Here is a 22,898-nt window from a genome sequence, read left to right as displayed (position 1 = left end):
CGCTGGTCGCGCGGCGTTTTCTACGACAAAGCCTTACGGAGAAGGCTGATGTCGGGAGCAGAATCATCCAAAATTCAGAATCCAGAATCTAAAATTGTATAATTCTGACCCCTGAATTCCTTTGCAGTAAAGTTTCTTGTCATTTATTTTTACAATTCTTTACTCTTGGTCATCTTTGTTCAACCCCTCACTCACAGATTAAATTTATTCCTCCCCTGGTTCAATAATACGTTGAAATAAATATCCCGTTCCCCGTGCTGTGAGGATTAATTCTGGGTTACTGGGATCATCTTCTAATTTGGCACGCAAGCGGGAAATATGTACATCGACAACGCGGGTATCAACATGACGTTCGGGGGTATATCCCCAAACTTCCTGGAGAATTTCCGACCGGGAAAAGGCTTCACCAGAACGACTGACTAGTAACTCTAGTAAACTAAATTCCATTCCGGTCAAACGGATACGTTCGTCACCTTTGTAGACTTGACGCTTGTTAGTGTCGATTTTAATTGTGCTGACGTGGATGACACCGGAACTGGGAATTCCGGAAGCACCGGTTTTATCAACTCGACGCAGCACTGAACGGATACGTGCTTCTAGTTCCTTGGGAGAAAAGGGTTTAACGACGTAATCATCCGCACCCAATTCTAAGCCTGTAATTCTGTCAGCAACGTCACCTAAAGCTGTTAGCATAATGATGGGGACATCCGATTCCTTGCGTAATTCCTGGCAGACACCATAGCCGTCAAGCTTAGGCATCATGACATCGAGGACAACCAAGTCGGGTTCTGACTTGCGGAAAGTTTCCAAGGCTTCTTCCCCATCGCCAGCCGTGACAACATCGTACCCAATCATGGAAAGACGCGTTTCGAGAATACGGCGAATACTGGCTTCATCATCGACCACCAGAATTTTTTCTTTATGACTTTCCAAGTTTCTCAATGCTCCTTAACTAAAATTTTTCATCATTAATTTTTACTACCATATTATTAAGATATCATTCCAATTATTCATTCGTAAAAGCTGTAAATTCCTTGGATGATTGACTTTACTCCTCGGTTGGATCACTTAAGAAAAAATTAAGATTATTTAATAACATTAAAGAATGTCTAAATCTCGCTCAATTTACGTTTGCACTGAATGTGGTTATGAATCCCCCCAATGGTTTGGTCGTTGTCCAGCTTGTGGTACCTATAATTCTCTAGAAGAAGAAATTACCATTCAATCCTCCACTGATGTTCCCAGTCGGGGAGTAGGTCGTTGGCATGGGGAATCGACAAATAGTAAAAAAAGTAACAAACCCCCCAAACCTAGGGCATCCTTAAAATTCGATCAAATCAGCGATCGCCAAGTGACGCGGTGGGAATCTGGGTATGGCGAGTTGGATCGGGTATTGGGTGGGGGTGTGGTTCCCGGTTCGATGGTGTTGATTGGGGGAGACCCTGGGATTGGGAAATCTACCTTATTGTTGCAGGTATCCAGTCAACTAGCTCAGAAGTATCGCATTCTCTACGTATCTGGGGAAGAGTCGGGACAACAGGTTAAGTTACGTGCGTCCCGTTTAGGTGTTTCGCCGACAACCCTTGGTTTAGAGAACGGCAACGGTAAGGGGAAAAATTCAGTGCAAATAAACCAACTTGAAGAGGACGATGGTCAGGAACCGAAAAACCCAACGATCGAGTCCTTAGACAGCGATTTATATGTATTACCGGAAACCGACCTGGAAGAAATTCTCCGGGAAGTTGATTCCCTCAAACCTAACCTCACCGTCATTGACAGTATTCAAACCGTATTTTTTCCCTCGTTAACTTCCGCACCAGGTTCAGTAGCCCAAGTCCGAGAATGTACGGCAGCTCTGATGAAAGTCGCCAAGCACGAAGATATCACCATGTTGATCGTCGGACACGTCACCAAAGAAGGCGCGATCGCCGGACCAAAAGTGTTAGAACACCTAGTGGATACGGTGTTATATTTTGAAGGAGATCGATTCGCTTCCCATCGGTTATTACGGACGGTAAAAAATCGGTTTGGCGCAACCCATGAAATTGGTATCTTTGAAATGGTGGAAAATGGGTTACGGGAAGTACCTAACCCCAGCGAATTATTTTTAGGTAATCGGGATGACCCTGCACCAGGAAGCGCCATTGTGGTAGCCTGTGAAGGAACCCGTCCCATCGTTGTCGAATTACAAGCTTTAGTCAGTCCCACCAGTTACCCTTCTCCCCGCAGGTCAACGACAGGTGTGGATTATAACCGGTTGATGCAGATTCTGGCAGTTCTCGAAAAGCGGGTGGGGATACCGATGTCGAAATTAGATGCTTATGTAGCATCATCGGGGGGATTAAACGTAGAAGAACCAGCCGTAGATTTAGGTGTAGCCATTGCCTTAGTCGCTAGTTTTCGCGATCGCATTGTCGATTCCAGTACCGTGTTAATTGGTGAAGTCAGTCTTGGTGGTCAAGTACGACCAGTGTCACAAATGGAACTACGGTTAAAGGAAGCCGCTAAACTGGGATTTAAACGCGCCATTGTTCCTAAAGGGCAAAAATTTCCCAAACTAGACATCGAAATCACCCCCGTATCCAAGGTCATTGATGCCATTATTGCCGCTATTCCTCAACAGTCGCTGACGGAAGAAGATTTGCGAATGGAAGAATAGGGATACAGGGAGAACTGGGGGAGTACATGTATCAGAATTTTAGTGAAATGATATTCAAAGGCAGTGTTGAATTCGGTCATACCCATATCCCCTATAGATTATTATAATTCCCCATTCCCATTTGTAGATACGACCCAACTATCATCCTACTTCTCAATTTCCAGACTTAAAACATAGGAACCTAGTTGAATTTTCCCCGTCCAGAGTTCATATTCAACACGTAGATGTTCTGGAAGCGGGTGTCCATTTAAGGATAGACTACGGGTGAAATTACGGAGGCGGATTGGCTCATGGGGTTGGATTGATTCGGTCGGCAACCAATAACGACTAACTCCATAGATACCTTGTTCCCAAAAGTGACGGTAGCAAAGTTGACCATTTCCCTGCATGGTCATAATCACACGGTAGGGAGATATTTCCAACCAGAGAATCCTCGGTCCAAAGGAGTTGGATAATTTGATGGGAGGGGGAGGGGTTGGTTCGCAACTGGGTGAGGGTGCGGTCAACAATAAATGAAAGCGATCGCAATCTTTTTGGTAAAGTGTGGCTGAGGTTTCCACGACCGACAACACGGGTAGGTCGGTGGAAATAAGTGACAAACACACTGGTTTACGGTGGTGGGTCAGCATGGGAGCGAATGTAAGTTGAAGATCAAATGGTTTTAAAGATGTTGTTTGGTTGGCTACCTAGATACATCTAGGTTTTTTGCCCTCTGGTATTTGCTCAAAATCTGAGAATATGACTATTGATTAATTTAACGCTTTTCGGGTCTGGGCAGATATCAACACGCAAGATATATGGTACAACCGTCTTTCCTGTTGTTGCTGTGAAAATAAAACTAAATTTTGGTAGCGACACCTGGTAGAGAAAGCGGTAGGATACTAGCGAGGAAGAACACACATGGATTAATTATCCAATACCAGTGTCTTCCATTTGCCATCACACGCCAGTTTATCCTAATGTTGCTTCCTGTTATAACCTTAGATACAAAAGAAGACCGTTCACAAAACTTAATAATTAATATTTCTGGGTCTGGGGTGTCCCTGTCGGGTCGAGTTCAGATTCCTGGAGACAAATCGATTTCCCATCGTGCTTTAATGTTAGGTGCGATCGCCCAAGGGGAAACCCAGATTCGCGGATTATTGTTAGGGGAAGATCCGCGTAGTACTGCTGCTTGTTTTCGAGCAATGGGGGCAGAAATTTCCGAGTTAAACACGGATTTAGTCACCATCAAAGGAATTGGTTTAGGTAATTTACAGGAACCCGTTGACGTTTTAAATGCCGGAAATTCGGGAACAACACTGCGATTAATGTTGGGTTTACTGGCTTCCCATCCGGGTAAATTTTTTACAGTTACAGGTGATAATTCCTTGCGATCGCGACCAATGTCACGGGTTGTCAAACCTTTGCAACAAATGGGGGGACAAATTTGGGGACGCAGGGAAAACAGTTTAGCGCCACTAGCTGTATCAGGACAAGTCCTCAAACCCATCCACTACCATTCCCCGATTGCATCAGCCCAGGTGAAATCCTGTATTTTATTCGCAGGGTTGATGACGGAGGGGGAAACCATCGTCACCGAACCGGAAATTTCTCGTGACCATAGCGAAAGAATGTTAAAAGCCTTTGGGGCACAATTGCAAGTAGACCCAGATACAAAAACCGTTTCTGTGGTGGGTGGAAAGCCCTTACAGGGACAATCAGTGGTAGTTCCGGGGGATATCAGTTCCGCCGCATTTTGGTTGGTTGCAGGGGCAATTACACCCGGTTCCGAGTTAGTCGTGGAAAATGTGGGTGTTAATCCGACGCGCACAGGAATTTTAGAAGCCTTGACCATGATGGGTGCAGAAATTAGGCAAGAAAATCAACGTTTGGTTGCAGGGGAACCAGTAGCCGATTTACGTGTACGCTGTGTCCGGGAAAATGGTAGATTACCCTTAAAAGCCTGCACAATAGGCGGTGAAATTATTCCCCGTTTGATAGATGAAATTCCCATCCTTGCCGTTGCCGCCGTATTTGCCGAAGGGGTGACAGTAATTAAAGATGCCGCCGAACTACGAGTCAAAGAAAGCGATCGCATTACAGTCATGGTTCAGCAATTAACGAAAATGGGGGCAAATATCACCGAATTACCCGATGGGATGGAGATTACCGGTGGTACACCTTTACAGGGAACAGAGGTAGACAGTTTCACAGACCATCGCATCGCCATGAGTTTAGCTATAGCTGCCCTCAATGCTACCGGAAAAACCACCATCCATCGTGCTGAGGCTGCGAGCATATCCTACCCAGATTTTACCACCACCCTGGAACGGATTTGTCAAGTTTAGGAGACAGGAGAAATCAGTTAACTGTTAACAGTTAACTGTTTAACTAAATCCAAAATCGAAAATCCAAAATCGAATGAGTAACACAGAAGTTCAAACAGAAGATATTATTAACTTTCTCAAAAGTGAATTGAGCTTTCGGGAGGTATATCAACAAATATTAACTCAGCGAATAATTGCTAAATATGCTGAGGAAAAATCAATTGCTGTGAGTGAAGCGGAAATTCAAGCAGAAGCAAATCAACAACGCCGAAAACTACGTTTAGAAAAAGCCTCTGATACTTTAAATTGGCTATCCCAACAAATGATTACTCCCGCAGATTGGGAGGTGGGAATTCGTAATCGTCTCCTGGCTCAAAAACTAGCAGAAAGCATGTTTGCTCAAGATGTAGAACGGTTTTTCATCCAAAATCGCCTAGAGTTTGAACAGGTAGTTTTGTATCAAATGATTGTTGCTGATGACAAATTAGCCCAGGAGCTTTATTATCAAATTGAAGAGGGTGAAACCAGCTTTTATGATGCTGCCCATCAGTACGATATTGATAGCACAAGACGACAAAAATGCGGCTATGAAGGTGTTTTATATCGGTGGGCGATCGCACCCGATATTGCAACTCTTGTTTTTAGTAGTATACCGCAGCAACTAATTGGTCCAATTAAAACTGAACAGGGATATCATCTGTTAATCGTGGAAGAGAAAATTCCCGCCGAATTAACACCCCAACGCTATCAAGAAATTCTCCAACAGATGTTTAAACAGTGGTTAAATACCCAAATAGAAAGTCTTTTATCGCAGTCCTAAATGATTTGTCAAATCTTACATGTAGGATTGTTGACTGTTAGGATTGTTGACTGTTAACGGTTGACATTAAACAGCAATACAAGACAATTTCCAGTAAATTTAACTCAGTATACTTCAATCACTCAACTATACTCACATCCCCCAGGGATGGAAATCATTGTTTAGGAAGTGAAATCTATTTTTATGGACTACAAATTCAGACATAGACAGAGAGTGTAATTTCCAGCTTTGTGGGTGGTTGTTTATGTATTTACTGGTAAGACACAAACTTGGAGATATCGCTTATATCGTTTACGCTAATGCTTGCTAAATATCAGGGGCTGTAACCGTTGATTATTCTAGTTTCATTTATTGCAAAGTACAAGAGAATCGATATTACTCACGTTAAAAATACATCAAAAAATAACACAGTACTCAGAGATTGTTGGTCAAGTATTAATTATCACGATTTTGACTATTTTCCTGACTCTGGACATGGGGTTATAAAGCTGAATTTTCCTTCGAGAGTACAGAAGCGACATGTCGCGTCTCTCCCCATTCCCAAAAACAATAATTCAAGTATTAAAATCGACTTTTAAAACATCCTCTAAATAATTTGTAAAATCTTATTCTGGATTTCTCACGAGTAAGTTGTAAGCCTGAAGTAACGGATTGATTTTCCTTCTACTCCCGTCACGGACTATTCCCTGTAAGTTTTAGTGTTTTGTAAGAAATGTGGGTTATATGTATGGGTTGTTAACGGTCGAGGGTTAACAGTCACCAGTCATCAGTCAACGACACGTTATTTTTAACTACTTAAATCGGATTGCGATATCAAATTATTCAGATTTACCTCTTGAGACACATGCACATTAATTCATCTGCGTCTATCAGCCGAAAAAAACAATAAAATTATCCACATCTACACCTTTAGACATATGCAAATAAATTTATCTGTAGGAAAAATATTAAGAATCTTTGCCAATTTTTCGTGTGAGGGAAAAATCATGTTGAATCTAAAATCCACATTCAACCACAACATCGGGAAACTACTAATCAGCTTCAGTATTCTACTAACCACCATCGGATTAGCTAGTTGCGCACAAGATACTCCAAATTCTGAAGTTGAGAATCCCAACCAACCGGAACAAGTTCAGGATGCTTCCAACCAACAAACCCAACCAGTTAATCCCCCAGCTGCAACTACAGAAAGTCCGGAAGACGAGGATAAAATCAAACAGCAAGAAGAGGGTGACTACAACAAACCCAATGATGACCAAGATGACGCTACTGAAAAACAAAACAAGGATGATGATAAACCAGGGGATGGCGCTAATTAGGAATACACAAAACAGGAGATAATTTGATTCAGGGATTTAAGGGAATTTTGTTGACAGTTGACTGTTAACCCTTGAGCGTCAACAATGTTAACTAGGATATGCTGCAAATAGTCGTTTCCTGATTTCTAAATAATCCTGTTTTTCTAGGGTTTCCACCATGCTTGCACCCGAACACCTGCCCAATATAAACTTAATCGATATCCTCAAAAATCGTCGTCAACGCCTAGGCGATCGCATCGATTTTCCTGCTATCCTATGGGCAGGCAGTGCAAGCCCCCGTAATTTCTCCGCTAACACTTTTCCCTTCCGTGCTAGTAGTCATTTTTTATACTTTACTGGTCTACCAATTCCCCATGCAGCCATCCATTTACAAGCTGGTAAATTAACCCTATTTGTGGAAGACCCCCACCCTAGTAGTACACTATGGTATGGACAAAGACCAAATCGGGAGGAATTAGCAGCCCAAATTGGTGCAGATGCAGCCTATCCCTTATCGGAATTACCCCAATATACCCCAGGTGCAGCAACCATTGCCGTTCAGGATGCAGCGACTTGGACTCAACAAACTCAAATATGCGATCGCTACATATTACCGCAGATTCCTCCCCAAGGTATCGACTTAGAACTAGCCCAGGCTATTGTTGAAATACGCTTAACCCACGATGAAGGGGCACTAGTGGAATTACGCAAGGCTGCAACAGTAAGTATACAAGCCCATCTGGCAGGCATGAAAGCTGTGAGGATAGCTCAATGGGAAGCCCAGGTGCGTGCAGCAATCGAAGCAGTAATTATCGCTCAGAATATGACCACCGCCTATCCTAGTATCGTCACAGTACATGGCGAAATTTTACACAATGATTCCTATGGGCGGCAAATTCAACCAGGGGATTTATTATTGGCTGATGTCGGTGCAGAAAGCAATTTAGGTTGGGCTGCCGATATTACCCGTACCTATCCCGTTTCTGGTCAGTTTTCCCCAACTCAGCGTGACATTTATGACATTGTGTTAGCAGCCCATGATGCTTGTATTGCTGCGGTGAAACCGGGTGTGGAATACGAAGACATTCATTTATTGGCTTGTCGTATTTTAGCAGAAGGGTTAGTGGATTTAGGGATTTTGCGTGGTCAGCCGGAGGAATTGGTGGAAAAAGATGTCCATGCCTTATTTTTCCCCCACGGAATTGGCCATTTATTAGGTTTAGATGTCCATGATATGGAGGATTTGGGAGATTTATCGGGGTACGAACCTGGAAGAAGTCGAAGTTCCCGATTTGGGTTGGGATATTTGCGTTTAAATCGGGTTTTGCGTCCGGGGATGTTAGTGACTATTGAACCGGGTTTTTATCAGATTCCGGCAATTTTGCACTCAGCACGGGAGCAATATCAGTATTTAGTGGATTGGGAGCGTCTTGCGCAATTTAGGGATGTACGGGGAATTCGGATTGAGGATGATGTCTTGGTGACTGCAACTGGTCATGAGGTTTTGACGCAGGATTTACCGACGAAAACCTCGGATTTGGAGGAGTTGGTTAATTCTGGAGGTTTTTAAAAACCATATAGATATAAATAGGGTCTGCTGTAATATTCTAAGAGGATGTGTTTTAAAAGTCTATTTTAATACTTAAAGATTTTTCAGCAAACCCTAACTAAAAACCCAACTTCTTAACTCCATACCATGTAGGGTAATTTTGCCGCAGTTGCTTGAATTTGTTCGCGCTGGGAAACTAACTGACCGCAAGCATCCCAAGAACCAGATACGAACATATTTCTGGGAGCAGGTGACATTTTGATTTCGGCACAGAAATCTCCACATTTTACCAGCATAGACTCTAAATCAATTATCACTGATGCTTGGGGATTTGTGGAAATTATTTCCTGCAATTTTTGAATCGTGGTAGCATCAGCAGTCACACAGGGAACACCAATGGCAACACAATTGCCGAAAAAGATTTCCGCAAAACTTTCACCAATCAAGGCTTTGATTCCCCATTTAGAAATAGCTTGGGGTGCGTGTTCCCGCGACGAACCACAACCGAAATTACGATTCACAATGAGAATATTAGCACCTTGAAATTGTGGTTGATCAAAGGGATGTTCTCCCCCTAAAGCTGCACGGTCATCAGCAAAAGCATGTTCACCGAGACCGTCAAAAGTGACACAACGCAAAAATCGAGCAGGAATAATGCGATCGGTGTCAATATCATTACCGATTAAAGGAATAGCACGACCGGAGATAGATTTAATTTCGCTAGACATGGATGGGGGGATGTTGGGTAAGGAAAACGTGGAGTGCAACCTACTTCCCCCTGGAATTAGGGAAGATAGGCTATGCAAGAACAGTATATAATAATTCGTAATTACTAATTCGTAATTCGTAATTATGAACTATGAATTACGAATTCTAAATTACGAATTACATAGCTAGCTTCCCGCGTAGCGGGTATTACGTACGCGAAGCGTTGCCGCAGGCTATTACGAACTACGAATTACGAATTACATAGCCAGCTTCCCGCGTAGCGGATATTACGTAGGCGCAGCCTTGCCGTAGGTTATTACGTAGCTTGCTTCCCGCGTAGCGGGTATTACGAATTACGAATTCATAAATTACGAATTACATAGCCAGCTTCCCGCGTAGCGGATATTACGTAGGCGTAGCCTTGCCGTAGGCTATTACGAATTACGAACTACGAATTACCAATTACGAATTACCAATTAATTCCTCCCCACACCCTAGTCCCTAATTGTTTCTTCCTATCTACTGCCGACAGCTGCGGAAATAGAACCGACGTTAGTTAGGGTGGTGCGACTAAGGACATCAATCCGACTGATGGCTAGATAACCAATGTCAATGGCGCTAATTTCCGTAATGGTTTGGGGGATTTGGAATAGGAATACTAGTCTGGTGGGAACACCAGGGGCTAAATCAATGGTAACGCGATCGCTGCCTCTTTGCACATTATTAAAATTGACGCTGCGAGCTACGAAAACATTTCCCTTCGGATCAACAACGCGGGTGGGATATTTTTCAAAGCTAGCTCCAAAATGTACTCGACGGTGCATATTGTTGAAGTTTGTACTAATTACTTCACAGGTCACCACGTTTCCCCTGCGTGTACACCCCTGTGATTCAAAACTGATATTAGTACGGGGATCGAGTTGGCGTTTTGATGCGCTTGTTTCCGGTGTTTGAGCAATGGGAGAAGAGTTTACTTGAGGTAAAGCGAAAGCGACCCCGTTACTACCAAGGATGATAGTCGATACCGCTAGACTTTGAGCAAGCTTCCACACACTAGTCATAGTTCTGATTGTTGTAACTTTATTTACTACCTTTGATAGCAATAATATACCCATCTCCAATGAGTGGTGGATGACAATTTACCGTAAATTGGTAAAGTTTTCATATTTTTCCGAGTTTCTTACGAGTCAACGACCCGAAAATTTGTATTTGTGTAAGTAAATATTAAATTCAATTTATCTTATTTGTGATTGATTAGCCATTTTGACTAGGATGTTATCTGTAGGGGGGTTAACTTCAAATCTTGCGCTATGTGTAATTGTTCAATAAATGTAAATGTTACTCAGTATCTATCCATATTACTTGACTACGTTCATGCACATCTGACAGCATCAGTCCATTCCAATGGACTATCAACATCTGCGATAAAGTAGATTTATGACTAAATCCTTTATCAGGGTAGGTATTCATGAGTAAGGTGCAAGATAGCCAGTGAATTAACACCCCTACTCCCTCTCCGTATAGACAACCCACCGATGTCAAGAGAGACGACCCAACCGGTCGTCTCTACCCCTACTCCCTATTCCCGAAAAAAATGCTAATATCTGCATTCCAATGGCATATTTTTGCAACCGTGGTGATGACCGTACTTGGTGTTGGTGCGATCGCTGGAGCTATCCGTCGTTATCGCTGGAGTCGTCACCAAAGTCATACTTTAACTGCACGGATACGTCAGCAAGCCTTTGTAGTGGAATTAGGACAAATGGCTTTGGCTGGAAGTGATTTAGATAAGTTATTGGCAACTGCGATCGAATTTGTCACCCAGGGTCTACGGGTTGAGTATGGGAAGATTCTGGAAATTTTGCCGGGTCAGGGGGTGATGCGGTTAAAGGCTGCGGTGGGTTGGGAACGAAGTTTAATTGGTAATTTTTGTATCCCTTTGGATAATTCCCATGCTGGCTATACACTGTTAGTGCGTCAACCTGTGATTGTGGAGGATTTGGCAACAGATACACGCTTCCAGGGTTCAGAATTGTTGCAGTCAGCACAGATTAAAAGTGGTTTGAGTGTACCGATTGCGGGCGTGGAGGATGTGTATGGGGTATTGGGTGCCCATACTCCTCGATATCAACATTTTACCGAGGATGATGTGAATTTTTTAAAGGCGATCGCCAATATCTTATCCAGTGCAATGGTGTCTCGCCAACGGGAAAATATTTTACGTAAAAATAAGGAGGAGTTGGAGTTACGGGTAGCTGAAAGGACTGCGGAGTTGATTGCTTTGAATTGTCAATTACAGACGGAGTTGGATGAACGCAAGCGCACCCAGCAGGAACTACGTATTTCCCAGGAACGGTTTGCAGGTATTGTGAATATTGCTGATGATGGAATTATTTCCATTGACCGTCAGCAACGGATTATTTTGTTTAACCAGGGTGCGGAAAGAATTTTCGGTTACACTGCTGCTGAGGTGTTAGGGAACAGTTTGGATATGTTAATTCCTTTGCGTCATGTTCAAAATCACCGTCAGTATGTGAGTAATTTCGGTGATTCGGGTACGGTGACGCGACGGATGGGGGAACGTCGGGAAATTTTTGGTCGTCGTCGCGATGGCAGTGAATTCCCGGCGGAAGCTTCGATTTCTAAGCTAGATTTAGAGAATGAGACCATTTACACTGTGTATCTTCAGGATATCAGCGATCGCAAACAAATCGAGCGGATGAAGGATGAGTTTGTTTCGGTGGTCAGTCATGAGTTGCGCACTCCCCTCACCTCCATTCATGGTTCTTTGGGTATGTTAGCCAGTGGTTTAATTCCCAGCGATTCACCCCAGGGGAAACGGCTATTACAAATAGCAACCGACAGTACGGAACGTTTGGTACGACTGATTAACGATATTCTCGATATCGAACGCATCGAATCGGGACGGGTGAAAATGGAAAAGCAACTTTACAATGTTGCCGAAATTATCGCCCAAGCTGTAAATATTATGCAGGCGATCGCCGATAAAGCTCAGGTAAATTTAGATGTAGAATACCTCCATGTCCAAGTTTGGGCTGATGCAGATAAAATCGTCCAAACCCTCACCAATTTGCTCAGTAACGCCATTAAATTTTCCTATCCCGGTTCCACTGTCTATCTCCGCGCTAGCGTTACCGATGCAGAGGAAGTTTTATTTCTCGTGGAAGACAGTGGTCGAGGTATACCTGCCGATAAACTTAACAGCATCTTTGAACGGTTTCAACAGGTCGATTCTTCCGATTCCCGCAAACAGGATGGTACGGGTCTGGGGTTAGCCATCTGTCGCAGCATTGTCCAACAACATAATGGCAAAATTTGGGTTGAAAGTACCCTAGGGGAAGGTAGTAAATTTTACTTTACCCTACCTCTCCAGCCGCAACAAGAACCATCTCCCGTTACTACCATCACCTCCCCCACTGATACTAAAAGCCAGTTAAATCAACCACACATCCTCCTTTGCGACGACGACCCGGAGGTTTTAGAGGAACTTAAACCACTCCTGGAATCCCACAATTATCGAGTCGCAACCACAACTAAAGGAGAAGAGGCGATCGCCTTTGCTACCAACCATCAACCCGATGCCATTTTACTAGATTTAATCATGCCAGGGATGAGTGGATGGGAAGTCATGGCAGAATTAAAACAACAGGAAAGTACCAAACACATCCCCATCGTCATTTGCAGCGTTTGCTCCGTTAACTATACACCCCACCCCAACCAAGAATTCACCGATTGGGTCTGCAAACCCGTTGACGAAACCAGTTTATTTTCCGCCTTACAAAAAGCCCTTGCAAGTACATCAAAATTACGTCGTGTCTTGATTGTCGAAGATGACCTGATTTTGGCGGAAATTATCTCCACCCTCCTGACTACCCATCACATCCAAACCCATCTAGCCAAAACAGGTGCAGAAGCAATTCGTCTCAGCCAAGACTTTAATCCCGATTTGCTCATCCTCGACATCAGCTTACCAGAAGGAGATGGATTTGCCGTTGTCGAATGGCTCAAGCAACATAACCGTCTGCATCGCGTTCCCCTGTTAGTATACTCCGCCAAAGATTTAGATGCATCCGAACGTCAACGTTTACAATTAGGCGAGACGCAATTTTTGACCAAAGGACGCGTTTCCATCCGTGAATTTGAAATGAGTGTGATGGAATTATTGCAAAAAATCACCCATCGTGAGGCAATTCACAATGAGCAATAGACGCATTCTCGTCATTGATAACGAAGAGTATATCCAAGAAGTCACCAAAATCTGTCTCGAAACCGTTGCTGGATGGGAAGTCATTACCGCCAGTTCCGGGATAGAAGGTATCAAAAAAGCCACAACGGAAAAACCTGATGTCATTTTACTAGACGTGATGATGCCCGATATGGATGGGCTAACCACCTTTAAAAAACTCCAAGAGCAAGGAGAAACCCGTAATATCCCTGTGATTTTATTAACAGCTAAAATCCAAAATAGCGATCGCCAACGTTATGCAGCAATGGGAATGCAAGCGGTCATACCTAAACCCTTTAATCCGATGGAGCTTGCTCAGGATGTAGCTACAGCCTTAGGATGGAGTTGAGATGGAAATTTATTCAAAATTCCGAAATTACAAGGGGTAATTTTTCGCTCTAAAGTTTCTATAATAGTGGGAATTCACGGGAAATACCCACGAGGATTTGAATGAGATTTAAACAACTATCCGTTATTGCCACTGCGATCGCCCTTTCTACAGTCACCCTACCCCAAACGGTATTGGCTAATCCTGTAGCTTCCCGATCGACTATCGCTCAAGCAAGACCAAATAACCCCAACAGACCCGCAAGGTCAGCTGGAATCCAATTAACACCCGAACAGCAACAAAAATTGGTGGAAATACAAAATAACACGCGATCGCAAATTGAAAAAATCTTTACTGCGGAACAAAAACGCACCGCAGAAGCACGTTTAAAAGCAGGTGTTCCCCCCCGTCAAGTATTTGCAGAATTAAAATTTACTCCCCAGCAACAACAAGCATTACAACAAGTCTTTATTTCCTCCCAGCAACAAATCGAAGCGCTGTTAACAAACGAACAAAAACAGGAATTAATTCGTCAACAACAACAAAGACAACAGCAACAGCAACAGCGTTAAATATCGAATATCCATCCATTGGGATGGAGTATGTTGTTGATTGTTAACAGTTAACCGTTAACAGTCAACAACCCATATTTACAAACTAATGCCAAAAAATCTCGACTTCATTGCCAACTTCGATACTTTTACCTGCTTCCGAAGGATTGAGTCTGGTATTGACAGCGACTCGATAAAAGTGATTGAATTGACTGGGGTTAACCCATGCTGGTAAGGTTTCTTGGCGTTTTTTAGTAAAAATTTTGGTAAATTCCGGGTAGGATTCCCCGGTCATCTGGTCACGGGTGGGAACAACACAACGTTGACAGGGATTAATACCAGATAGCAAGACATTACCAATCCGGAAAGAAACACAATTATCAGCTTCATCAAACAATTGGTCTTCCCAAAAAGCCGGGACACCACCAATTTCGATATTACTCCGGAAGCGCTGACGGATATCATTAATACTCAAACTCGGAAACCAAGTAGCAATTTCCACTAAAGTTGCAGTACTAATAATAGTTGGTCCAGGGGATTGGATATCATCGGGAAAACCGGTTTTCGTGTCTCGCTGCAAACACACCGGAAATTGAAAATAATCGCTGAGAGTTCTAGCGATCGCTAATCTTTCCCCATCCAAATTAAAGACCTGTTCTATCCCTGTTCCATTGATTTGCAAAGTAACAGTCCGTGCAGCTAATTGGTACTGCGATCGCAATCTATGCACCATCGGGTTATTCTTGCCATTGACAAATTTTCCCTGTTCATCGACAATAGCAAATTCGCGATCGCCTTTTAAAGCTCCACTAGCTAGAACTTCCACCCGTTCAACTTCCACACCATCCAGGGATTTAATCGGAAATAAGCAAATTTTCGCCACATATGCCACGATGCACCCCACTTTGTCAGCAATCTCTAATTATAGAATTATAGAGGGGTATAGAGGGGAGCAATATCCGATGAAATGATTTTTATAGAGACGTTGTATTGCAACATCCCTGTAGGACTTACGCACTCGTTGTGAGAAATCAGGAGTTTGGGATTGCTACACAAGCAAGAAGCCGTTACGCGTCTGATACAGTGACGGTGTTGACTTTGTCCTTGCGTAAATCCTGCTCTGTTAATAATTCCCCCAAAAACTACTGGGGATTTTCCGGATACAGAGGATAAGACCGATCTAGTCCACCGATTCTGGGTAAAGGCCAAAATCTCACAATCGCTCGTCCGATAATATTCTGACGGGGGACAAATCCCCAGCAACGTCCATCATAGCTTTGGGAGCGATTATCACCCAATACTAGGTAGGAATCAGGAGGAACGGTGACAGGTTGGTGCAACAAAGGAGGTTGGGGACCTGAAGTACAAACATCCACAGATGTCCGTTGTCCAGCTTCTAAATAATTATTTTCTGGTAGTTGTTTGCCATTAATATATATTTTACCGTCCTTGATTTCCACCCGTTCACCAGGTAAAGCAATCACTCGTTTGATAAAAGCATCTTCATACTTTTCATTTTGTAATTCCTGGGTGGGGGAAAACACGACAATATCGCCGCGTTGAGGTAAGGAAAATCGATATGTCACCTTATCCACAATAATTTTATCGGCTTCCCATTGATTGGGTGTACCGTGTAGAGTTGGTTCCATCGAACCGGAAGGAATCCAACGTGCTTCAGCGACAAAAGTACGAATACCTAAAGCTAGTAAGATACTGAGAATAATTGTTCTTGCGAATTCCGCAATCCAGGAATTATCTGGTTTTTTACTAGAATTTTGATCGGACACTTGGTTTTGCATGGAATTTACAAAAGGACTGATTGATATAGAAAATAACCCCTTGAAGTCGGAGTGACTATTTTTAGTAGCTTTTTTAGCAATTAGCTTGTAAACGGGAAGGAATATAGGGAACAGGACACAGAAAACAGGATATTTACCCTGACTAGAATCGAATTAGTGGCAATTAGCCATAGTATTTATGTCTGTAAAGGTTAACAGTCATACAGTTAAGTAGGTGGGTGGTGAAAATTGTCGTTCAGATCAGGGATTAGGGAGAGACGCGATATATCGCGTCTGTACTGGGGGTAAGGCTTTTCAACGAATGGTGGGTTACATTGTTGTTTGATGTTTAATTGCACCTACTACTTAAGCCAAAATCTTGCAGCCTCAATTGATGTATGGGTTATTTTGTATTCTGCATTCTCTGTCCCCATTCCTAATTAATTACTATATTAGACATCTTAACCGCAGATATTAGATATTCGAGTGAAATTGCTACATTAGCAGCTACTTTTTTGCCAAAATCCACTTTTTTTTGTTTCTCTGATTAAAAATAACTATTGAATCAGCCTAAATCTTTGCTTGACTAGTATAATTATTGGTGTTGATATCGCGTCTGGTTGCAGATGCAGTGTTCGTCATGTCATCCTTGGTAAATTTACTCATTCGTCATGCCCACGTTGTTTTACCTGATTCTAATTTAATTTTCGCAGATGTGCTAATACGCGATCGCTTGATTGCTGAAGTTGCTCCCGTAATTAGCCCTCCTGCGGACACATTGGTTATAGACGCAACGGGGTTAACTTTGTTGCCTGGTGTGATTGACCCCCAGGTACATTTTCGCGAACCGGGTTTGGAATATAAGGAAGATTTATTTACTGCTACCTGTGCTTGTGCCAAAGGTGGGGTGACTTCGTTTTTGGAAATGCCGAATACCCGACCCTTGACTACTACCCAAGCCACCCTGGATGATAAATTACAACGAGCAGCCCAAAAGTGTTTGGTTAATTATGGCTTTTTTATCGGTGCAACCAAGGAAGTTCTTCCTGATTTAAATACCGCTCACCCGGTTTGTGGAATCAAGATTTTTATGGGTTCTATGCACGGTCCTTTACTGGTAAATGAAACCGAGGTGCTAGAACGAATTTTTGCCAGTGGAACCCGTTTAATTGCCGTTCATGCCGAAAATCAACAACGGATCGACCAACGTCGTCAGGAATTTGCCCATATCCATGACCCCAGTATCCATTCCCAAATACAAGATAATCAAGCAGCCTTAGAAGCTACCCAACTAGCTTTAAGTTTATCCAAAAAATATCAACGTCGCTTACACATTTTACACATGTCCACCGCCGAGGAGGCGGAATTATTAAGACAAGATAAACCCGCTTGGGTGACAGCAGAAGTCACACCCCAACATTTACTATTAAATACCAGTGCCTACGCCAAAATTGGTACTTTAGCCCAAATGAACCCACCCTTGCGATCGCCCCACGATAATCAAGTACTATGGCAAGCTTTACGGGACGGGATTATCGATTTTATCGCCACAGACCATGCTCCCCATACCCTGGCAGAGAAATCCCAAGAGTATCCCAATACACCTTCAGGAATGCCAGGGGTGGAAACTTCTTTGGCTTTGATGTTAACAGCCGCTCAACAGGGACATTGTACCGTACCCCAGGTTGTCAACTGGATGTCCACCGCCGTCGCTCAAGCCTATCGTATCCCTAACAAAGGTGCGATCGCACCCGGTTATGACGCGGATTTAGTTCTGGTAGATTTAGAAAATTACCGTCCTGTCCTCCGGGAAGAAATCGTCAGTAAATGCGGTTGGAGTCCCTTTGAAGGCTGGAATTTAACTGGTTGGCCTGTTTATACTATCGTCGGGGGAGAAATTGTCTATGAAAAGGGTAAAATAAATACCCATGTGCGGGGACAAGCTCTGAGGTTTGATGCAGCATAATTCGTAATACCCGCTACGCGGGAAGCAAGCTACGTAATAGCCTACGGCAACGCTTCGCGTACGTAATTATTCACGACTGATACAAGGATCATGTAAACACAGTCATTGTACTTTTTCACCCAGTGGATCGACTTGCTTACGTAGCAATCCCAAACACCTAATTTCTGTTTCGTAATTCGTAAAAACCTTGCATTTGTAATTTTTTGGGTCTTTTGAAAAGCGAAAGGGAAAAACTTAAAACTATTCCCTACTCCCCATTCCCTACCCCTAATAAAAGACTTTTACAGCTAGCGCGGCGCTTCGCGAGCAGCAGAGCCGTATTTATTTTTAATAGTTATGTTAATTTATGCCTCCTGGTTTTTAAAAACACTTAAATACCCAATTCTACTTCCCAGTTTCCAGCAATTTATTAACTTATTAATGAGACAATCCATTTAAAACCAGCATATCTTCCGCATCTAATTCTACAGGTGTGCCGCTTCTAATTAATTCGGAAAAATCCTCGTTAGGAACCATAATTGTTAATGTGTATAGACGGGAATTTCCGGTATTTTTAATTAAATGGGTTCCCGTTGGTGGCACTAGTAGGCTATCTCCAGTTTTTATCTCTACCTTTTTTCCATCACAAATTGCCATCCCTTCTCCCTTAATGACAAAGAACATTTCTACTGCCCATTGATGACGATTGGGAGGGGTTTGTCCACCGATATCAAATATTTCCACACAGCATGTTAAGGAAGTATTCGCGCTGGAACTATCAAAGACTATAGCCAAGCGATTTGTGTCATGGGGACTAATACGAAATGCTTGGTAATCTTTGGGGGATTTCACAATGGGAATTACACAACTTTTTAAAGACATTATCAATAGCTCCTTGAAGTTAGAAATCAAAATACAAAATACAAGAGGCAGGATACGGTTAACAAACAACAGTCAACAGTTAAAAATTAGAATTTAGAAGTAAGAAAGCAGAATACAGGAGACAGAATACAGTTAATAAACAACGGTCAACTATCGCCGTTTGCTATTGAAATTAATACCAATTATTTCTTTCGACAACGTACCCTGGATTTCTCACTAGTACAGGTTGGCTGAAATAAACCGGGTATTAACTTTTTATCTAGTGACCATGCTCCGCGTGGTCGCTTAGTGAGTTGAAGGCTCTGCCTTCATTCACGAAGCAGGAGCCTCGCAGATTCTGCTCCCACGCGGAGCATGGGTGCGAGGGGAAAGGTAGGTGTATTTACGCCGCGCGGTACTAGTAAGTTATAAGCCTTGAGTAACGGATTGATTTTCCTTCTACTCCCGTCACGGACTATTCCCTATGAGTTTTAGGGTTTTGTGAGAAATGGGGGGTACTACTCAAGTTGATTTTGTCTGCAAACTCCGATAAATCTCATCTGAATTAGTCATAAAACCAAAACATTGATTCACATTATAAAAAGTCGCTTGTAAACAATATTCCGGTGAAGTTGTCGCGGTACAATCTTTAATCAGGATGCAGTCATAGCCCAAAAAATTTGCATCCTGTAAAGTGGTCATCACACACTGATCAGCATTGACTCCGGCAAATAATAACGTTGTTCGCCCCAAATTACGTAAAATACTATCCAGGGGCGTATCCCAAAACCCACTCATGCGATACTTATCCACATAAATATCCTCTGGTTTTGCTTCTAATTCATCCACAATTGCCGCAGCCCAACTATTTTTTATGAGTACAGGGGCATTATTTTTTGGTAAGCGATCGCCTACTCCCACCCCTGCACCTGTAGGATTGTAAACGTGGAGCGTAGCAGCACTTAAATTGCGTAAATCGGGACGATTTCCCCAATTCACCCAAATAACGGGAACATTCACACCCCGTAAAATCGGCAGTAACTTTTGCAATGGTTGAATCGGTTGACGCGCAGGGGTGACATCCACCCCAATATGGGATAACCAACCATCGGGATGGCAGAAATCATTTTGCATATCAATCACCAGGATGGCGGTTTTGGCTAAATCCATCCGTAATTGCTTGGTTTCCGTCATCAGAGTCACCGGATGGGGTTCAAGGGGGGGACGGGTAATATCTGCGATCGCCTGATTCACTGTCCAAGCATTGGGACTAATTCCTAGTTTCCGTAATGGTAAATTCATAATTAATGTATTGACATAATTCGATTCCACCAATAGTTTTTGAGTCGGTATCTCAAATAAAGCTATTCTTGATGAGTAATTCTTTTTATTTTGTAACTTGAAAATACCGCTTCCTGGCGGTTTTATTCATCTACTCAAGGTTAAATATTGTGAACTATACAATCAAAAATGCCCTCACTACGGTTGACAATCGGTATCTTCATCAAGATTTGATTATTTCTCACCAGCAAATCTCCGCTATCGGTACTGATTTGGAACCCGTTGGTACGGTCATAGATGCCACAAATAAGTTGCTTTTACCCGGTTTTATCAATGCCCATACCCATTCTTCGGAAATGTGGCAACGGGGTATCATGTCCATGTATCCCCTGGAACTGTGGCTAGCGGAATTATACGATTTTGCCCCCTTGGATTTATCCCAAGTTTATTTAAGCGCTCTGGGAACCGCCGTGGAAACTTTGCTGTCTGGGGGAACCAGTGTGGTCGATCATCTAGTTTTGATTCCTGGAAAAGAATTAGAAACCATCGCCACCGCAGTGCGTGCTTACCAAGAGGTGGGAATTCGGGCTTTTATTGCTCCCCTGATCCAGGATGAGTCGATCACGGCTGGTATACCCTCTGGAAATACTAGCCAAAACCATGAACCCTATTTTCGTTCTACCCAAGCAACCCTGGATATTATCGAAACTGCCGTCCAGCAGTTCCATAATCCGGTAAATGGAGTCAGTATTCTCGTCGCACCCACAGGTATTCAACTTTGTACCGATGCCTTATTTACTGGATGTATCGAGCTAAGTCAAAAATATGACCTGTGTCGCCATTCCCACCTGTTGGAAACCAAAGCCCAGGAAAAACTCGCTCAGGAGAAATACGGATGTACGGCTGTAGAACATCTCCAACGCATCGGCTACTTAGATTATCGTACCTCCCTAGCCCATTGCGTTCATTTGAGCGATCGCGATATCGAAATTTTGGCCGCAACAAAATCGACGGTTGTCCACAACCCCTTGAGTAACCTCCGTTTAGGAAGCGGTATCGCTCCCATTCTCAAGTACCGCAAAGCAGGTGTCAATATCAGTTTTGGCTGTGATGGTGCATCTAGCAATGACTCCCAAGATTTACTGGAAGCCATCAAAATCGGCTCCATCCTCCATAATGTCACCGATATGGATTACCGCAACTGGATTACCCCCTATGATGCGGTACAAATTGCTGCTCAAGGTGGTGCAATCGGTCTGAATATGGGAAATTACATCGGAACTCTAGATATCGGTAAACAAGCTGATTTAGTCACCTACGATTTGACCAATTTATCCTTACTTCCCCGTACAGACCCCATCGGTTTACTCGTTCTCGGTCGTCCCAGTCTTGCTGTTGATAGTGTCTGGGTCAACGGTAAACAGGTTGTGAGTCATGGCCAAGTCACCACCATTGATGTGGATGAATTGCGACAAGCTTTATTTAACCACAGCCAATGGCAAACAATGCGTCAATCGCAAACAGCGATGGAGTTAGAACCCCATTACCGATTTGTGATGGGTTTATCTAATTGATCATCATTCCCATCTCAAATTTATGCCCTAAATCAGATTTTGGATTTTGGATTTTGGATTATTCTGAAGGTATGGATAGGTAAAAGCCATGCTGAGTGTCTATAGATTGGGAAGCTCTTGTTAAACGAGGGTTATGTCTTCCTATTTGTCGCCTTATTTTTTCTAATTTGCTATTACAGGGAAATATTTAACCCTCGTCTTGGAAGTGAAACATACAAACTGAGGCCGATTTTTGCTCGTCAAGTCACCCTTTGAGATGGCAATAGGGAATGGGAAATAGCCAATAGGTAATGCTGACAACAAAACCGCATGAAACTGCTTTTCCCCATCCTCCGAAATACACCCAGCCTTTTCAAAAACTAAAACTACTCCCTACTCCCCATTCCCTACTTATTAAGCCTGTAAATTTCCGAACCTGGTACTTTGACTGCTGTGTCAAATTTTCTTGATATTCGCGATGTTTCCCAATGCAACTCGGATTATTTTCCGTAATACGCCCATCGGAATGTGTAATTTAAATAGCTAATTTCAACACTTCTTTATCAATTCATTATGGATTTTCTAAGAATTTTTGACTTTGCCATTACCTCGGCTTTGCCGTGATTTCATCAAACTACGTTAGCTTTCCCCCTCCTGTCTACCTTAAACATAAATTCATTAATACTGAAATAAAGTAATTATGAAATTAAATTTTTAGTTGTAAAGTTTTCATGTTTTTTAGTGGCAAATCTCCTCTCTATCCTGGTGATATCTACTATTATTTGTATATCTATAAGTAAAAATTAAAACAATATTTCTTTTTTATCTAAGTAGTAAAAGGTATGATAATATACAGGAGGTATCTCCATCAATATAGCTTGTTTACCAGCCAGATACAAATGGCTTCTAGGAAGAAAGGGAAATTTCAAAAATAGTAAATAAAGATACTATCTAGCCCATTCCAACCACATCACAAGCCATACATTATATTTCCGAATTAGAAAAATTGATG

At 42.7% G+C, this 22,898-nt stretch carries 17 protein-coding genes and 1 pseudogene; 10 read left to right on the top strand and 8 right to left on the bottom strand.

The window, feature by feature from the left end:
* Positions 1 to 204: 204 nt before the first annotated feature.
* Positions 205 to 933 (bottom strand): response regulator transcription factor RpaB, encoded by a 729-nt coding sequence (rpaB, locus tag CDC37_RS05935; protein WP_096620929.1) that lies wholly within the window; start codon positions 931 to 933, stop codon positions 205 to 207.
* Between the two features lie 172 nt (positions 934 to 1,105).
* Between rpaB and radA the strand changes: the two genes are divergently transcribed.
* Positions 1,106 to 2,659 (top strand): DNA repair protein RadA, encoded by a 1,554-nt coding sequence (gene radA / locus CDC37_RS05930; protein WP_096620928.1) that lies wholly within the window; start codon positions 1,106 to 1,108, stop codon positions 2,657 to 2,659.
* Positions 2,660 to 2,805: 146 nt separating this feature from the next.
* On the opposite strand, the gene CDC37_RS05925 is transcribed toward radA, so the two are convergent.
* Positions 2,806 to 3,288 (bottom strand): hypothetical protein, encoded by a 483-nt coding sequence (locus CDC37_RS05925; RefSeq protein WP_096620927.1) that lies wholly within the window; start codon positions 3,286 to 3,288, stop codon positions 2,806 to 2,808.
* A gap of 330 nt (positions 3,289 to 3,618) precedes the next feature.
* On the opposite strand from CDC37_RS05925, the gene aroA reads away from it, so the two are divergent.
* The 4 genes from aroA (at position 3,619) to CDC37_RS05905 (ending at position 8,656) form a co-directional block, all read left to right on the top strand.
* The gene (aroA, locus tag CDC37_RS05920) at positions 3,619 to 4,989 is read left to right on the top strand and encodes a 3-phosphoshikimate 1-carboxyvinyltransferase (RefSeq protein WP_096620926.1); all 1,371 of its coding nucleotides are present in this window, start codon (positions 3,619 to 3,621) and stop codon (positions 4,987 to 4,989) included.
* A 73-nt stretch (positions 4,990 to 5,062) separates the two neighbouring features.
* Entirely contained in the window at positions 5,063 to 5,788 is a 726-nt protein-coding gene (locus CDC37_RS05915; RefSeq protein WP_096620925.1) for a peptidylprolyl isomerase, read from the top strand.
* Positions 5,789 to 6,774: 986 nt separating this feature from the next.
* Positions 6,775 to 7,107, top strand: a complete 333-nt coding sequence (locus tag CDC37_RS05910) for a hypothetical protein (RefSeq protein WP_096620924.1) — start codon at positions 6,775 to 6,777, stop codon at positions 7,105 to 7,107.
* Between the two features lie 157 nt (positions 7,108 to 7,264).
* The gene (locus CDC37_RS05905) at positions 7,265 to 8,656 is read left to right on the top strand and encodes an aminopeptidase P family protein (protein ID WP_096620923.1); all 1,392 of its coding nucleotides are present in this window, start codon (positions 7,265 to 7,267) and stop codon (positions 8,654 to 8,656) included.
* Between the two features lie 113 nt (positions 8,657 to 8,769).
* On the opposite strand, the gene leuD is transcribed toward CDC37_RS05905, so the two are convergent.
* Together leuD and CDC37_RS05895 are read right to left on the bottom strand one after the other, a co-directional pair.
* A complete protein-coding gene (gene leuD / locus CDC37_RS05900) occupies positions 8,770 to 9,363 on the bottom strand; it encodes a 3-isopropylmalate dehydratase small subunit (protein ID WP_096620922.1) in 594 nt (197 codons plus the stop codon).
* 495 nt (positions 9,364 to 9,858) lie between these two features.
* Complete coding sequence (locus CDC37_RS05895) at positions 9,859 to 10,404, bottom strand: hypothetical protein (protein ID WP_096620921.1); 546 nt, start codon at positions 10,402 to 10,404, stop codon at positions 9,859 to 9,861.
* Positions 10,405 to 11,057: 653 nt separating this feature from the next.
* On the opposite strand from CDC37_RS05895, the pseudogene CDC37_RS05890 reads away from it, so the two are divergent.
* The 3 genes and pseudogenes from CDC37_RS05890 to CDC37_RS05880 all read left to right on the top strand — a co-directional run.
* Positions 11,058 to 13,571 (top strand): annotated as a pseudogene (locus tag CDC37_RS05890) (response regulator); the annotation flags it as partial.
* A complete protein-coding gene (locus CDC37_RS05885) occupies positions 13,561 to 13,938 on the top strand; it encodes a response regulator (RefSeq protein WP_096620919.1) in 378 nt (125 codons plus the stop codon). The pseudogene CDC37_RS05890 and the gene CDC37_RS05885, both read left to right, overlap by 11 nt.
* Before the next feature lie 101 nt (positions 13,939 to 14,039).
* Complete coding sequence (locus CDC37_RS05880; RefSeq protein ID WP_096620918.1) at positions 14,040 to 14,489, top strand: hypothetical protein; 450 nt, start codon at positions 14,040 to 14,042, stop codon at positions 14,487 to 14,489.
* Positions 14,490 to 14,574: 85 nt separating this feature from the next.
* Here CDC37_RS05880 and CDC37_RS05875 read toward each other — a convergent pair whose 3' ends face one another.
* Positions 14,575 to 15,351, bottom strand: coding sequence for an MOSC domain-containing protein (locus CDC37_RS05875; RefSeq protein WP_330220832.1), 777 nt, complete (start codon positions 15,349 to 15,351; stop codon positions 14,575 to 14,577).
* 259 nt (positions 15,352 to 15,610) lie between these two features.
* Positions 15,611 to 16,267 (bottom strand): signal peptidase I, encoded by a 657-nt coding sequence (gene lepB / locus CDC37_RS05870; protein ID WP_096620916.1) that lies wholly within the window; start codon positions 16,265 to 16,267, stop codon positions 15,611 to 15,613.
* 619 nt (positions 16,268 to 16,886) lie between these two features.
* On the opposite strand from lepB, the gene CDC37_RS05865 reads away from it, so the two are divergent.
* Positions 16,887 to 18,212: a dihydroorotase gene (locus CDC37_RS05865; protein ID WP_096620915.1), complete on the top strand. Its 1,326-nt coding sequence runs from the start codon at positions 16,887 to 16,889 to the stop codon at positions 18,210 to 18,212.
* 417 nt (positions 18,213 to 18,629) lie between these two features.
* Here CDC37_RS05865 and CDC37_RS05860 read toward each other — a convergent pair whose 3' ends face one another.
* Together CDC37_RS05860 and CDC37_RS05855 are read right to left on the bottom strand one after the other, a co-directional pair.
* Positions 18,630 to 19,073, bottom strand: coding sequence for a cupin domain-containing protein (locus CDC37_RS05860; RefSeq protein ID WP_096620914.1), 444 nt, complete (start codon positions 19,071 to 19,073; stop codon positions 18,630 to 18,632).
* A 501-nt stretch (positions 19,074 to 19,574) separates the two neighbouring features.
* Positions 19,575 to 20,354, bottom strand: a complete 780-nt coding sequence (locus CDC37_RS05855; protein WP_096625948.1) for a cysteine hydrolase family protein — start codon at positions 20,352 to 20,354, stop codon at positions 19,575 to 19,577.
* 149 nt (positions 20,355 to 20,503) lie between these two features.
* Between CDC37_RS05855 and CDC37_RS05850 the strand changes: the two genes are divergently transcribed.
* Entirely contained in the window at positions 20,504 to 21,907 is a 1,404-nt protein-coding gene (locus CDC37_RS05850; protein WP_096620913.1) for an amidohydrolase, read from the top strand.
* Positions 21,908 to 22,898 lie beyond the last annotated feature (991 nt).

The organism is Calothrix sp. NIES-3974 (genome assembly GCF_002368395.1).
Taxonomy (GTDB): Bacteria; Cyanobacteriota; Cyanobacteriia; order Cyanobacteriales; family Nostocaceae; genus NIES-3974.
Note: the sequence above shows the minus strand (reverse complement) of the source record. Positions and strands in the feature narration are given on the sequence as shown.

What these genes read in the sequence shown, in the direction of transcription:
- radA (WP_096620928.1), top strand. Translation starts at nt 1,106, where the DNA reads ATGTCTAAATCTCGCTCAATTTACGTTTGCACTGAATGTGGTTATGAA.
- CDC37_RS05925 (WP_096620927.1), bottom strand. Translation starts at nt 3,288, where the DNA reads ATGCTGACCCACCACCGTAAACCAGTGTGTTTGTCACTTATTTCCACC.
- aroA (WP_096620926.1), top strand. Translation starts at nt 3,619, where the DNA reads ATGTTGCTTCCTGTTATAACCTTAGATACAAAAGAAGACCGTTCACAA.
- CDC37_RS05915 (WP_096620925.1), top strand. Translation starts at nt 5,063, where the DNA reads ATGAGTAACACAGAAGTTCAAACAGAAGATATTATTAACTTTCTCAAA.
- CDC37_RS05910 (WP_096620924.1), top strand. Translation starts at nt 6,775, where the DNA reads ATGTTGAATCTAAAATCCACATTCAACCACAACATCGGGAAACTACTA.
- CDC37_RS05905 (WP_096620923.1), top strand. Translation starts at nt 7,265, where the DNA reads ATGCTTGCACCCGAACACCTGCCCAATATAAACTTAATCGATATCCTC.
- leuD (WP_096620922.1), bottom strand. Translation starts at nt 9,363, where the DNA reads ATGTCTAGCGAAATTAAATCTATCTCCGGTCGTGCTATTCCTTTAATC.
- CDC37_RS05895 (WP_096620921.1), bottom strand. Translation starts at nt 10,404, where the DNA reads ATGACTAGTGTGTGGAAGCTTGCTCAAAGTCTAGCGGTATCGACTATC.
- CDC37_RS05885 (WP_096620919.1), top strand. Translation starts at nt 13,561, where the DNA reads ATGAGCAATAGACGCATTCTCGTCATTGATAACGAAGAGTATATCCAA.
- CDC37_RS05880 (WP_096620918.1), top strand. Translation starts at nt 14,040, where the DNA reads ATGAGATTTAAACAACTATCCGTTATTGCCACTGCGATCGCCCTTTCT.
- lepB (WP_096620916.1), bottom strand. Translation starts at nt 16,267, where the DNA reads ATGCAAAACCAAGTGTCCGATCAAAATTCTAGTAAAAAACCAGATAAT.
- CDC37_RS05865 (WP_096620915.1), top strand. Translation starts at nt 16,887, where the DNA reads ATGTCATCCTTGGTAAATTTACTCATTCGTCATGCCCACGTTGTTTTA.
- CDC37_RS05860 (WP_096620914.1), bottom strand. Translation starts at nt 19,073, where the DNA reads ATGTCTTTAAAAAGTTGTGTAATTCCCATTGTGAAATCCCCCAAAGAT.
- CDC37_RS05855 (WP_096625948.1), bottom strand. Translation starts at nt 20,354, where the DNA reads ATGAATTTACCATTACGGAAACTAGGAATTAGTCCCAATGCTTGGACA.